Below are 12,117 nucleotides of genomic sequence, written 5' to 3' on the forward strand. Positions count from 1 at the left end.
CGAGCAGGGCGAACACTGAATGAGTGGACTGCCAGGCATCATGGGTTCTTGTGCTGTACCCATAGTCGTCGACAAAGGGTCTGGCATAGATTGCTATGACCAGCATAGGGATCAATGACAGGGTCAGGAGGATGGTCAGGAGTTTTCCGGATTTATTTAGAAATTCGTTGGTCATGAATTTTGGGTTATCTCCTCTTTGGGTTGGTGGGACGAAAAAACAATGGCGGGGTATAAATGCCGCCATTGTTATAATATAGGAAATTATTGGGAATAGCAATGTGGGGGATGGAAGAAGTACTAAGAACGAATAAGAAAACCATTAAAGTAATTTCTTATCTCTATTCTTAGACAACACTTGTAACTAATGAACAACACTGTGAAGATAATACTCTAATTCGAGAGCCAGTGAATTATGTTTGTCATCTCAAAATATCACTCGCGCACCTATCACATTCTTGCAGCATTTGATTGAAAACTGAATCATTGTACTGGTCCGTACTTGCATACGCTAAATTAATATTATTTGGCAATATACTCAATGCATTATCATCAATCAGCGGCAGTACTCTTCTATTATACTGTTCGAGTTTACCTAAATTATGATCAATGATAATAAGTACTTGATCTGTCTCAAGAATATACCCTATTTGGCCTTCTTTTATTGCCTGTATAAAACTATTCAATGCAACTAATTCGGATTCAATATCTGTGGTATTAATGAATCTACAAGTCAAGCATTTCATGAAATGAAATTCATAGGCATCGCGTTGTCCAAGCACAAGAAAAATAGCTGCAACAGCAACTGATTTATTGCTTTTTTTATCTGTGTTTGTATCTAATGCAACAATCACATTGATATGATTCAAAATGTTCATCACATCAAAAGTTGCCCTGTCTAGATCAAATCTGAGTGTCGTCTTTGGTTTACCAGAATCTCTATTATAGAATTTAACATAAGAAGATGACTCCGGTATTTCCTCGCGGTCATCCGATATCATTCTGATTCCATCTTCACAGAGCATAACCTTAGTTATTCTCGTCAATTCAGGAAACTTCATTTCAATTGCTTCAAACCGTTCTTTACTAACACCGTTATTTTTCTTCGACATATCTCTATCTCTTATTCCAAACGCTTAATCAATTTGCCCATATCTGTCATTGGATTGCATTCTATTGACGGCCATGGAAGCTTTTCGTAATATTTTGCGAGCTTATCCACATTCACCAAAGCTTCTTGAATCAGATCTACACACTCTAGATAGCAATCTCTGTTTTTCTCATAATTAGGGAGAAATTTCATTAAATCTCTAATTACTGCATCTGCATTCTCATAATGCCTGGTAGTATATTTAAAATGCAGAAGAAACCATACCTCGAATGCCGGGTTTGATACTATAAAGCTAATCGCTAAATTGGTATTACTATGTGCTAGTTCATCAACCTTTTTTGCTTTATTCAAATCATTATCTATGTCCAAAATAATAAATGCTTTGTCCCCATTATCTGAAGACAGATCCAACTCATCCCACTTTTCAGAGATAGTTTTATATAATGATCTAGCATCAGTATTATAACCTGCTTTTACAAACTGAAGGCTATATTCCCTACTCTGCTCTCGAAAATGAGAAAGATACAAAATTTCTGTTTTATTCTTCCCTTCAGCAATCACCAAATATACCGGCTTAACATTACGAACATGGCGTCCGCGCTTTTTTATACTTATATCGCGTTTAGCCATCAGAGTTCCTCCCCACGAATATATGGAATGGCACCATATCTACCTAGCAAATATCCTTTTTCAATGTTGTCAGTCTTTCTGACAGGAAGCTCGTCAAGTGAGTACAAGTCAGATATTCCAGTCTTATTGCTTTTTTCAGTAAAATACACCTGATCTCTTCTGAAGGTAGCTAATGACAACAGAGAAGTATCATGAGTTGTAAATATCAATTGAGCACCAGCCTTGTTAATCTCTTTATCCCTGAACATATTTATAAGATGTCTAACTATAAATGTGTGAAGGCTCTTGTCAATCTCATCAATAAATAATGTCATTCCTTTTTCAAATGCATCTTTCAAAAACGGGCCAAGAATAAAGAGTTGATTGGTTCCAAGCGATTCCTCGCTCATATCCAGAATATAGTTTGTAGCATTACCCTCTTCTCCTATGATATGCTCTGTTCTTACAATCATTTGCTCTACTTCCTGTGCCATCACGGATTGACCATTTACTATCATTTGAGGCGCTTGCATCGCAAATGCTGGATTCATTTTAGTTTTTCTGACGTTTATTTTAATCTTGGATATATTAATATCTGCAACTTGAAGGAGTCTCTCTGTAAAAGCCACATACGAATCCCTGTCAGTACCCTTATAGTGTTCCAGCGAAATGTCAGCGATATTCTGAGCATCTGTAAATGTTGCCATATTCTCAGCAAGCCATTTATATGGAATCATTGTGCTCTCGGTATTCCAGTTAGTAGCTGTAGCCAAGAATAATTTATTGGGAGTATTAAATCTAATCAGTGGCTCAAGCACCCCTTTTTGTGATTTAAACTCGTAACTTTCTTCCTTTCGATCAAAGATCAATGTCGGTCTTTGGCTTGAGTATTTATATAAGTACTCTTCATGCACTTTCATGTTGTCAGCTGAAAAGCCATATACATATCTATTTCCATCTTCTGCAACAAAAACAAACTCAAACTCTGATGGTCCGAGCAATGTTTCATTATCAAACTTAAACGGTACAATCCCAAATATGGGCTGATTAACCTGAATCATATTGGAATTCTTAATGAATATAAGCGCAACAGTCATTGCCTTATATAAGCTCGTTTTTCCTGATGCATTAGCGCCATAAATTGCTATGAGATTTGACGCTTTGTATCCATTTTCTTCATTTATATTCTCGGGATGTTCAGAATCTGTTGATGGATTCAGAGCCAGGACAGCCTTCTCTTTAAATGACATGAAGTTTTTTACCGAAAATTGAATAAGCATATACTCTACCTGCCTTTCTAGGATGAGTATATGCTTATACTTTGATTATGTCAAATTATATTTTGTGTTTTTGACTATAATATACAAATATCGAATTTATAAATTGATTATTAGCAATTATATTATTGACATGTCTCATGAACATAAAAGTGAACGCAAATTTTTGCGTTCACTTTTGCGTTCAATATGCGGTTGATTTAACTGATACGCTGTTAAACTTCCTTAACCCACAAGCCATGCAGATTACAGTATTCATATACTGCAACAGCCTTCTCACCTTCAGCGAGTACAAATTCAGCTGCAGGTTTCTCAGAAGGCTTCAGGTACTTGATCTGAGCGCCGGTTGTTGTTTCCAGAGCGATGAACTGGATGTAATGTGCATCCATCATGGGGTGCTCTACTTCGCCTATCTGAACCTTAACAGTACTGCCATCTACTGTTACTGCAGGTACGTGCTTCTCTACTGCGCCATCAACTGCTCCCGGTACAAGCTCTTTCATTGGCTCGCCGCAGCATACAACCGGTACACCTGAATCATTTAATTTGGTGATAATATTTCCGCAAGTTTCACATCTGTAGAATTTCATGTTTGGTTTCCTCCTTATTTGTTTAGGTTACGATATTCAATTATTCCTGTGGTGAGAAATCATCCTTGCCTACGCTGCAGAGTGGGCAGGTGAAATCATCGGGAAGGTCTTCCCACTTGGTTCCCGGAGCGATGCCGTTATCGGGATCGCCTGCTGCCTCGTCGTAAACATAGCCACATACGTTACATACATATTTCATAAGATTAGTCCTCCTATCTTTTTGGGTTCATCTATTATCGGATGATCTTTTCAAAGTCGTCTTTGCCGTGCTTGCAGATCGGGCAGATGAAGTCGTCGGGAAGGTCTTCGCCGACATACTCATAGCCACAGATTGTGCAGCGCCACACTGTCTCGCCCTTTGGTGTTGTGCCTACTGCCTGAGGTTTTGGCTTGATGTCGCTCTGATAGAACTCGTAGGTGCAGGACTGCGCATCCGAGAGAACTGTCATGAAGGTCGGTTCGCAGATGAAGAGAGTGTGTGAACCGAGGTCAACAAGCTCTTTTACCTTAAGAGAAAAGTAGGCGTTAGTGCCATCTGTTATATATGGAATGCCATTGTCGACAAGGGCATAGTTGCCTGGCGCATAGTCTGCGCCGAACTTGTCGACATCGCGGCCGGACTGGAAGCCGAAGTGCTTGAAAAGATCAAAGGTGGCTTCTTTGCTGATGACTGATATATTGCAGGCCATAGTGGCTTTGATCATGTCATGGGTGTAGTTAGCCTTGTTAACTGCGATGGAAATGGTGTTCGGGTCTGATGCTACCTGTACAGCGGTATTAATTATGCATCCGTTTTTCTTGTCGCCCTGGACTGCAGTGCAGACAAACAGACCGTAGGACAGCTTGTACATGGCTTTGTTGTTGAATTCCGGCATGGCTTTTTCCTCCTTTTAGGGTTTGGGTGGTGGTTGTAATTTCGTTTATATGTGTATTTATAATTATACTGAAGGGGGTTCACGATTGGAAGAGGTTAATGGAATGTTTATATATTGTAAATAGTACACTATTGCAATTAGTGTACTATTATGCTAGGATAAGATTGCGTAACGTAAGATTGTACCATGTAGGGCATGTAGGGCATAACATGGAGGAGACGGGGGAATATGAATGGATATTTTGTCTCCGAGCGAGGCACTATCTCGCTTGAAGCAACTCATAAAGAGCGGAAAGTATGGTATTAATTACACTTTTGTTCCAACAGATAAGAACAAGTTATTAATAGATACATACTATGTAGACGACAAAAAGCGAATTGAAATATTGCTGAGCTTGGAAGAACAAGATTATATAAAAGATGAATATAGCTATAATTCAGATAATCCTGATGATTACATGTATGTTTTCATTAAGAGAAATGTTCAGTTAATGCCAAGGTTTCACGAAGAAGCGCAATTTGATTATTTAGATATATACGTGAAGTTTTTCTTTGGAAATGATAAGAACAGTTTTGTTGTAATCCTTTCGATGCACAAAGCAGGCGAATATTAAGAGGGATAAGGTATGGACACTGAGAATAATGGTTTACTATGCTGGAAATGCAGAAAAATAGTTCCCTATACAATTAAAGCAAGGCACAGATCACGCTCAATTAACGGTAAAAACTATGAATATAACGAACGATATGGCATATGTTCAGTATGTCATAGTGAGATATCTGTTCCGGGGCTAATGGATGAAAACGAAAATCGCTTTGATATCATTTACAGGCGATTATCCGGCATCATTACCAAAGGCGATATTCGTGAGCTACTGAACAAGTATGACATCGAGAAAAGGCCACTATCCCACCTTCTTGGATTTGGGGAGCATACAATTTCCAGATATCTGGATGGACAGATTCCCAAGCGTGAGTATTCTGATCTTTTGTTGCGCTTACTGCACGATCATCTTGAGATGGAAAAAGTTCTCGAAGAAGGCAAAGATAGGATCACAAATGTAGCTTATAACAAAGTTAAGAAGAAAATTAATCTGATAAAGCAGATGACAAGCTGTAGCACAAAGCTTGAGTTAGTTGCGTTGTATATTGTTAACTCGCAGTATGAAGTCACAGACTTATCTCTTCAGAAACTACTCTATTTCGTTAAAGCTTTTTCACTTGGTGTTTTTGACGAAGATGCTGTATTTGATGGCACATGTGAAGCCTGGGCTTACGGGCCGGTTTTTCCTGATATTTACAAAAAATACAAAACATTTGGTGATTCGCTTATACCTAAAATCGATCCGGATCCAAGTTGTTTTGCAGGACTGAAAGCTGAGGATAAGAAAATTATAGACTTTGTGCTTAATACGTTCGGAAGGCTGAACGGTAAAGTGCTGATGGATATAACTCATAAGGAAGAACCATGGAATACTGCCAGGACCGGGCTGGAGATATTTGAAATGTCCAAAAATGTTATATCTGATTCGAGTATATGCGAATACTATAAGGGGATTAACAAGATATATGATCTGACTACGCGAGAAGGGGTTAATAAATATATCGATAGTTTGTTTGAGGAATAATGATACATTTAAATGACCGGCCTCTATGAGGCCGGTCATATTGTCAATTAGCTTCTAAAAATTCCTGGATTTGTTCCTTGGTGAAATTGTACATATCTTCGCAGTTGTTCCAGGCTTTATACCAATCGACTGTGTTGCGAATAGCATCTTCTACATGCCACTCAGGTTCCCAGCCGAATGTGGTGCGGGCTTTGGTGCAGTCAAGTTTGAGGAAGTTGGCTTCATGGGGTGCGTTGGGTTCTGCGTGATTCTCCCAGGTTGCATTGTCTCCCCAGTATTTTACAAAGTAATCAGCGAGGTCTCCGGTATTGATGCAGTCCTCGTCGCGGGGGCCGATGTTGTAATAACCGGAAAAGCTCTTTTCCCCAGATTGACGCATAGCGATCATAAGGTAGGCGTAGAGGGGTTCCAGTACGTGCTGGTAGGGCCTTGTGGAATACGGGTTTCGGACGATTATGGGCTGGTTCCCAATTGTTGCTCTGACGCAGTCCGGAATGATGCGGTCGTTGGCGAAGTCTCCGCCTCCGATGACGTTGCCGGCTCTGGAAGTGGAAATGGCCGGTGCTGCGGGATCTGAGAAGAATGACTTCTTGTAGGAATGTGTCACGAGCTCAGAGCAGCTCTTGGAGTTGGAATATGGATCATAGCCGTCGAGCTTCTCATCCTCGGTAAAGCCGTGGTTCTCCAGGTCGTTGTTCTCGTAGACCTTGTCCGTGGTGACGTTGAGAAAGCTAGTGGCACCGGGGTGATTGCGGAGGCACTCGAGGATGTTTACGGTTCCCATGACATTGGTCTCGTAGGTGTAGCGCGGATCCTTGTAGGAATCGCGAACAATGGGCTGCGCTGCGAGATGAAGGACGACGTCAGGATTGGCCTCTATGTAGGCTTTCTCAAGTGAGTCGAGGTCGCGGATGTCACCGATGGTGCTGTGGATGCGGTTTTCAAGGCCCAGGATGGTGAAGAGATTGGGCTCGGTGCCTGGGGCTAGGGAGTAGCCGTAGACTTCTGCCCCAAGCTCTTTTAACATAAGGCAAAGCCAGCTGCCCTTGAATCCTGTGTGGCCGGTGAGAAAGACGCGCTTGCCGGTGTAGAAGGTTTGAAGTTCGGTGAATTTATTGGATGTGGTCATGATTATTCTCCTCTGATTATTTGTTATTTGTATTTATTACGTCTCCAACCATCTTAATTGTTTTCTCACAAATACCATTTTTCCGTGATATCTTTCCCCAATTCGATACTGCTCCGGCAACATCATCAATTATGTGTTCAATTTTGGATGTACTGATTCCCATAGTTTTACCGGATATTATCAAATCATCTTTCGTAATTCCCACTGTTTTTCCATGAACTGTCATCTGATGTGCCTTTAGCCATATATTGCTGAGATTATATGAAAACGTCAAGTCATAGGCAGGCGCAAGTCTCCACTTTCCGCTTCTATCCATCAGGAACGAAATATTCTTTACATGGTCATCCTGATTTACAGCAAGCACATTAAATACCATTCTCTTGTAAAACTGCTCTATCTCATCAGCAGTGAGTTTCATTTCACGCATATATGTAACAGCTTGTTCATAGCTGCACATCGCCGGTGTGCTGTAATCGATATGCGCTAATGCACCTAGAGTTTGCATGTGCAGCTTCCCATTATCGCCTCTGTCAAAACGTTTTGTCATGAAATGGTTGCGCCCGTTTTCAGAAAATATCCTGCACTCACTCATCTCTATGCCTGCCAGTTTAGCCATTTCATAGTATGAATACTCTATAAGTGTATACTCAGGCTCATCTTCTAAGTTATGATCTCCATTTCCGGACACACCATCAAACTTCATCAGCCAGAAATCATATCCTTTTTCCGGATTTAATTGTCCAGATCTGATCACACCTTCTTTTTCATTCCAGGCTATAATTGCCTTAGCTCGTGCGCCTCCGGCTGAAGTGCCAAGTTGAAGAAGCTGAGAGTATGTGAGATTGTCATTTGCCTTGATTTTGATTTCTTGTCGCCGATTTAAAACTTCCGAAGCAAATTTAACCATTTCATCCAGGTCAATTCGTTCATTTATATCAGCCTCAGGGCCTTGAGCCGGAACATACTCAAGCGCTCCCATAGCTCTTTTACCTGTATAGCATAACCTGTCTATAACATTAAAGCTGGATTCTGTCCTACCTTGATCTGCCAGCCACCTATTAATCACAGCATTTCCAAATTTGTCAGGTAATGAATCTGCAATCAAACCCGGAACGCCTCTAAATGACTCACCTATATCAGGAAAGCGATAGACTCTGCCAGACAAAGGCATTTTAAGAGGAGAAAGCTCAATTCCTGTTCCAACAGCATTTTGAACAAAGTCATGATCATATTCAAAATCGGCAACTCTTCCACCTTCGGGTAGATGTAATATACCTATTCTGGTTCCCCAGATATAAACTTCTGCGTAATTCATTGTTCATCTCCCCATTTAAATGCTTTTTTAGTGCTATTGGATGCCTTATGATCCATCTTGTGCGCTCTTTGCTTAGTCTTACCTCTGAGCTTTTCAAGAAGAATCGATGGCCTATTATCCATGTCGGGTATGACACTTAGTATTGATTCCGCAAGTTCAAATGCAATTGATAATTTTAAAAAATTCTCCAACGATATGTCTTCGCCATTTTCAAATCTCTGTATTGAGCGCAGGGAAAGTCCTGTGATGGATGCAAGCTCCTTCTGGGTTATAGAGCTTTCTACTCTAAGCCTTTTCATTCTCTTACTAATGTCTTGCAGGTATGCTTTCGATGTCATGGTTCATTCCTCCAAGAAAATGATAACATTTCGAGACTTAATGTGCAAGATTTTACGCTTTACATCTGGATTATAGGGTTAATCCGCAATTTATTGCATGTTATTTGTAATCACAGGCTAGCGCAGGCTAGCACAATTTACGCAATTTACGCAATTTACGACAGGCTAGCACAGGCTAGATGGCTACAACTAGCCCCCTTTGCTGCTGAGGACATCACCCTTGAGGTAGAGATTGCCTCGGGTGTTTGTTTTGATGGGTTCGAACAAGCCTCGGTCAGTCATGTAGGCCAGGTTCTGGCGCGTGCAGGAAAGCTCACGGCAGCATTCCTGGGTGTCAATTATGTTGTGACCTGCGAAAGTTATGAAGTCGGAAAGGGTTAATGGGATAGGCTTACCGGCAGTATAGAGTTCTGCTGCCGGAACATCTATGGAATCATTGAAGGTGATGTAATAGCCACCGGTTCCGACCATGCAGGAGTTCAGGAGTTTTGGGTTTTTGCAAACTTTCTCGGTTACGTCCTCGTTATCAAGTTTGGTGAGGTCGATTTTTCTTGTCTTGCCGTCTGCAAAGAAGCAGAGAATGTTCTGGTCGTCCAGTACCGTGCAATCAATCAGATTTCTCTTTTGCCTGATTATCACGTAGTCAGGGAGGGTGGAGAGTTCGCGGATTGAGAGGCTGTCCTGGCAGCAACGGCCGTGGGACAGTTCGAGGAATTTCATCTCGTCGTACTCTTTGAGTTTGTGGGTTCGGAGGATGCTGGAGATGTTCTGGCGGGTGCTGGGGATGATGCGCTCTTGTACCCAAAGGAAACTTATATCACGAGGTATTGTATATATGCCCCTTTGTGCATATGTCGAGAACATAAACGGTGCTGTCCATTCATCAAGGCCATCAATCAATTCAACAATAAAGGTGTGTTCTCGCTGATAATATAACAATACCCCTAATGATTTATTATTTTCTTCATCATAAATTTCAAAGTTTCTCATAAATCTTATACCTTTCAAAAATCATGTCCCAGATTTTTTGGATAAATATCTCCGGAATCACGCCATCCAGATCTGCAAATAACATGTCTTTATCTTGTTTCTTTAATTTGCCTTTGAATACTTTTTTCTTGTCTTTGATAAGGCTCAAATTCTCAACACACGAGCGCGTACCTATATAGTTATTACAGTTTATGTCCTTGAGTATGTCGTATGATTGCGCCTCATATTCCGTCATACATGGAAAAATCAGCGACAAACCATGATCAAATAAAGGCGCTAGTCTAACTGTGTGATTCCTTGAATTTCGTAATACTTCAATATTAGCTCCATGTCTGTCCCTGTTAAGTATGATAAAATCAACAGCCAGCATCTGATCTACATAATTTTGGAATCCAATTCTTTCACAAAAATCATATTTAGATTCACCCTTTATTGCTCTTAATCTATAAAAATTATCCAGAGCCATTTTGCTCTCACCCTTTTCCTTGAAATCCTCAGATGCACAAAGATATGTGTTGTAAATGCGCCCATCCACTTCTATATCTGCATTTATCAGCTGATAGCTAAGATGTGGAACCTCCAGGATGGTCAAGAGTCTGTCGACTATTATCTCGTTAATGCACTCATGGCCTATTACTCCCCTCTCCGAGTCGAAGTTTGAGAGTTTGTAATATGTCTTTTGCCCATCGAGGACAGACTCGGACTTAAGGAAGGTTCCGGCTGTTCCGCTGGAGTTTCTGATGTGAGACCATTTGAGGTAGGTCAGGTCTTGCTTTTCTCTGATTACAGATGTATTCATAATGAGTCCTTTTATTGCTATTGGTATTTTACCGGTCTTTTACTTTTGTGCTTGTGTTCTTGCACTTTTATTGTAGTGTTTTATTTGACGCGCGTCAAATATTTTGGCACATTATGGAATATGTATGGAAGATGTGGGAGATGTGGGATATGTCGGAGATGTTGGAGATGTTGGAGATGTGGGATATGTGCATCACAAGGTAGAGTATAGAGCTGTGTTGGTATGAATTGATTTTTTAATTGCATCACAAAAATTGTCCTGGGAGAAATTAGTTGGAAATTACAAACTGTTTTGATGGCCGTGGTTTTGAAAATTTGATGCCTAGCTCTTTTCCTGCATACCAGTACTCGGCCTACGGATGTCGTGTGATGTAGTTTTGGACAAATATGGTTTTTTGGACCGTTGGGGGATTTTGCAATTTCCAACTATTTTTCTTATGGAAGAGAGTTGTGGGGCGGTCGGAATTACGTTTCCAACCAACGTTCAACAGGCTGGGCCATTGTGGTGCAAAATCGGATCCTTATTCTCAAAATGTGAGTCAAACTAAGACGCCCCCTTTGACCTACTAAACCAAGACGCCCCTCTGCTCCTACCGGCTTGCGAAAATGGTCCCTAACCTCCGTCCCTGGTGTCCAAAAAAATGGACCACTGACTCCATCCCTGGGGACTACCTGGGGACCAAAAATGAGCCCTTGACTCCGTCCCTGGGGCTCAAAAAATGAGCCCTTGACTCCGTCCCTAGGGCTCAAAAGGGCAAGAAAAAGCTTCCCCGGTGGGTGGGGACGCTTGGGTGGTTCGGAGGGTTGATGTTATTACTTTCTGTAGTAGTTGATGACTTTCTTGACGGCGGCGATTACGCTCTCTACGTCTTCGTCGGTCATCATTGGGTAGAGAGGTATGCTCATGATGCCCTTGTAGATGCTCTCGGCAACCGGGCAGAGGCCTTTCTCGTAGCCCATCTTCTGGTAGAACGGGAAGAAGTAGACCGGTACGTAGTGGACCTGGCACTGGACGTTCTCGGCGCTCATGGCGTCGAAGAACTCACGGCGAGTGCAGGTGAGCTTATCAAGCTTAAGCTGAATGATGTACAGGTGCCTTGTTGTGTCGGACTGAGGAATCTCTTTCTGGATGAAGAGCTCAGGGACGTCGGCGAAGGCTTCGTTGTATCTCTTTACGATCTCTTTTCTTCTATTTGAGAACTCGGTGAGTTTCTTGAGCTGGCTGATAAGGAGCGCTGCCTGGAAGTCAGTCATGCGGTAGTTAAAGCCAAGGGTCTGCATCTCGTAAACCCAGATTCCTTCAGGGTTCTTGTCGACGAAGTCCGCAGGGTCATGAACGATTCCGTGCTGGCTTGCAAGGTGGAGCTTCTTATAAAGCTCAGGGTCGTTGGTGGTGATGGCTCCGCCCTCTCCGGAAGTGATGGTCTTAACCGGGTGGAAGCTAAAGCAGGTCATATCGCC

At 41.6% G+C, this 12,117-nt stretch carries 14 protein-coding genes; 2 read left to right on the top strand and 12 right to left on the bottom strand.

Annotation, left to right across the window (positions count from 1 at the left end; genetic code table 11):
• Positions 1-419: 419 nt before the first annotated feature.
• From J6O61_RS05085 to J6O61_RS05110, 6 genes are all read right to left on the bottom strand, one after another.
• On the bottom strand, positions 420-1,109 hold the full coding sequence (locus tag J6O61_RS05085) for a hypothetical protein (RefSeq protein ID WP_292210392.1): 690 nt from the start codon (positions 1,107-1,109) through the stop codon (positions 420-422).
• A gap of 11 nt (positions 1,110-1,120) precedes the next feature.
• The gene (locus J6O61_RS05090; RefSeq protein ID WP_292210394.1) at positions 1,121-1,738 is read right to left on the bottom strand and encodes an RloB family protein; all 618 of its coding nucleotides are present in this window, start codon (positions 1,736-1,738) and stop codon (positions 1,121-1,123) included.
• Positions 1,738-2,997 carry an AAA family ATPase gene (locus J6O61_RS05095; RefSeq protein ID WP_292210397.1) on the bottom strand — a complete coding sequence of 420 codons (1,260 nt, stop codon included), beginning with the start codon at positions 2,995-2,997 and terminating at the stop codon, positions 1,738-1,740. Before J6O61_RS05095 ends, J6O61_RS05090 begins: the two co-directional genes overlap by 1 nt.
• A gap of 212 nt (positions 2,998-3,209) precedes the next feature.
• Positions 3,210-3,584 carry a desulfoferrodoxin family protein gene (locus J6O61_RS05100; RefSeq protein ID WP_292210399.1) on the bottom strand — a complete coding sequence of 125 codons (375 nt, stop codon included), beginning with the start codon at positions 3,582-3,584 and terminating at the stop codon, positions 3,210-3,212.
• Positions 3,585-3,624: 40 nt separating this feature from the next.
• Complete coding sequence (gene rd, locus J6O61_RS05105) at positions 3,625-3,783, bottom strand: rubredoxin (protein ID WP_026523097.1); 159 nt, start codon at positions 3,781-3,783, stop codon at positions 3,625-3,627.
• A gap of 34 nt (positions 3,784-3,817) precedes the next feature.
• Positions 3,818-4,459, bottom strand: a complete 642-nt coding sequence (locus J6O61_RS05110) for a flavin reductase (RefSeq protein ID WP_292210406.1) — start codon at positions 4,457-4,459, stop codon at positions 3,818-3,820.
• A 232-nt stretch (positions 4,460-4,691) separates the two neighbouring features.
• Here J6O61_RS05110 and J6O61_RS05115 point away from each other — a divergent pair, with 232 nt between their 5' ends.
• The gene (locus tag J6O61_RS05115; RefSeq protein WP_292210407.1) at positions 4,692-5,072 is read left to right on the top strand and encodes a hypothetical protein; all 381 of its coding nucleotides are present in this window, start codon (positions 4,692-4,694) and stop codon (positions 5,070-5,072) included.
• A gap of 12 nt (positions 5,073-5,084) precedes the next feature.
• Positions 5,085-6,086: a type II toxin-antitoxin system antitoxin SocA domain-containing protein gene (locus J6O61_RS05120; RefSeq protein ID WP_292210408.1), complete on the top strand. Its 1,002-nt coding sequence runs from the start codon at positions 5,085-5,087 to the stop codon at positions 6,084-6,086.
• Positions 6,087-6,129: 43 nt separating this feature from the next.
• Here J6O61_RS05120 and rfbG read toward each other — a convergent pair whose 3' ends face one another.
• The 6 genes from rfbG to J6O61_RS05150 all read right to left on the bottom strand — a co-directional run.
• Positions 6,130-7,215: a CDP-glucose 4,6-dehydratase gene (rfbG, locus tag J6O61_RS05125; protein WP_292210410.1), complete on the bottom strand. Its 1,086-nt coding sequence runs from the start codon at positions 7,213-7,215 to the stop codon at positions 6,130-6,132.
• Between the two features lie 16 nt (positions 7,216-7,231).
• Positions 7,232-8,530 (bottom strand): type II toxin-antitoxin system HipA family toxin, encoded by a 1,299-nt coding sequence (locus J6O61_RS05130; RefSeq protein ID WP_292210412.1) that lies wholly within the window; start codon positions 8,528-8,530, stop codon positions 7,232-7,234.
• On the bottom strand, positions 8,527-8,868 hold the full coding sequence (locus J6O61_RS05135; protein WP_292210415.1) for a helix-turn-helix domain-containing protein: 342 nt from the start codon (positions 8,866-8,868) through the stop codon (positions 8,527-8,529). The genes J6O61_RS05130 and J6O61_RS05135 overlap by 4 nt, the downstream gene beginning before the upstream one ends.
• A 189-nt stretch (positions 8,869-9,057) precedes the next feature.
• Positions 9,058-9,858 carry a hypothetical protein gene (locus tag J6O61_RS05140; protein WP_292210417.1) on the bottom strand — a complete coding sequence of 267 codons (801 nt, stop codon included), beginning with the start codon at positions 9,856-9,858 and terminating at the stop codon, positions 9,058-9,060.
• Positions 9,845-10,657 carry a hypothetical protein gene (locus J6O61_RS05145; RefSeq protein ID WP_292210420.1) on the bottom strand — a complete coding sequence of 271 codons (813 nt, stop codon included), beginning with the start codon at positions 10,655-10,657 and terminating at the stop codon, positions 9,845-9,847. The genes J6O61_RS05140 and J6O61_RS05145 overlap by 14 nt, the downstream gene beginning before the upstream one ends.
• 812 nt (positions 10,658-11,469) lie before the next feature.
• Positions 11,470-12,117, bottom strand: a 648-nt coding sequence (locus J6O61_RS05150; RefSeq protein ID WP_292210423.1) for a DegT/DnrJ/EryC1/StrS family aminotransferase, incomplete at its 5' end; no start/stop codon positions are given.

This window comes from Butyrivibrio sp. (assembly GCF_017635265.1).
Classification (GTDB): Bacteria; Bacillota; Clostridia; order Lachnospirales; family Lachnospiraceae; genus Butyrivibrio.

Bases quoted from the DNA above. Each gene is read 5' to 3' on its own strand.
- J6O61_RS05140 (WP_292210417.1), bottom strand. From the start codon at position 9,858: ATGAGAAACTTTGAAATTTATGATGAAGAAAATAATAAATCATTAGGG.
- J6O61_RS05115 (WP_292210407.1), top strand. From the start codon at position 4,692: ATGGATATTTTGTCTCCGAGCGAGGCACTATCTCGCTTGAAGCAACTC.
- rd (WP_026523097.1), bottom strand. From the start codon at position 3,783: ATGAAATATGTATGTAACGTATGTGGCTATGTTTACGACGAGGCAGCA.
- J6O61_RS05130 (WP_292210412.1), bottom strand. From the start codon at position 8,530: ATGAATTACGCAGAAGTTTATATCTGGGGAACCAGAATAGGTATATTA.
- J6O61_RS05085 (WP_292210392.1), bottom strand. From the start codon at position 1,109: ATGTCGAAGAAAAATAACGGTGTTAGTAAAGAACGGTTTGAAGCAATT.
- J6O61_RS05110 (WP_292210406.1), bottom strand. From the start codon at position 4,459: ATGCCGGAATTCAACAACAAAGCCATGTACAAGCTGTCCTACGGTCTG.
- J6O61_RS05135 (WP_292210415.1), bottom strand. From the start codon at position 8,868: ATGACATCGAAAGCATACCTGCAAGACATTAGTAAGAGAATGAAAAGG.
- J6O61_RS05145 (WP_292210420.1), bottom strand. From the start codon at position 10,657: ATGAATACATCTGTAATCAGAGAAAAGCAAGACCTGACCTACCTCAAA.
- J6O61_RS05095 (WP_292210397.1), bottom strand. From the start codon at position 2,997: ATGCTTATTCAATTTTCGGTAAAAAACTTCATGTCATTTAAAGAGAAG.
- J6O61_RS05090 (WP_292210394.1), bottom strand. From the start codon at position 1,738: ATGGCTAAACGCGATATAAGTATAAAAAAGCGCGGACGCCATGTTCGT.
- rfbG (WP_292210410.1), bottom strand. From the start codon at position 7,215: ATGACCACATCCAATAAATTCACCGAACTTCAAACCTTCTACACCGGC.
- J6O61_RS05120 (WP_292210408.1), top strand. From the start codon at position 5,085: ATGGACACTGAGAATAATGGTTTACTATGCTGGAAATGCAGAAAAATA.
- J6O61_RS05100 (WP_292210399.1), bottom strand. From the start codon at position 3,584: ATGAAATTCTACAGATGTGAAACTTGCGGAAATATTATCACCAAATTA.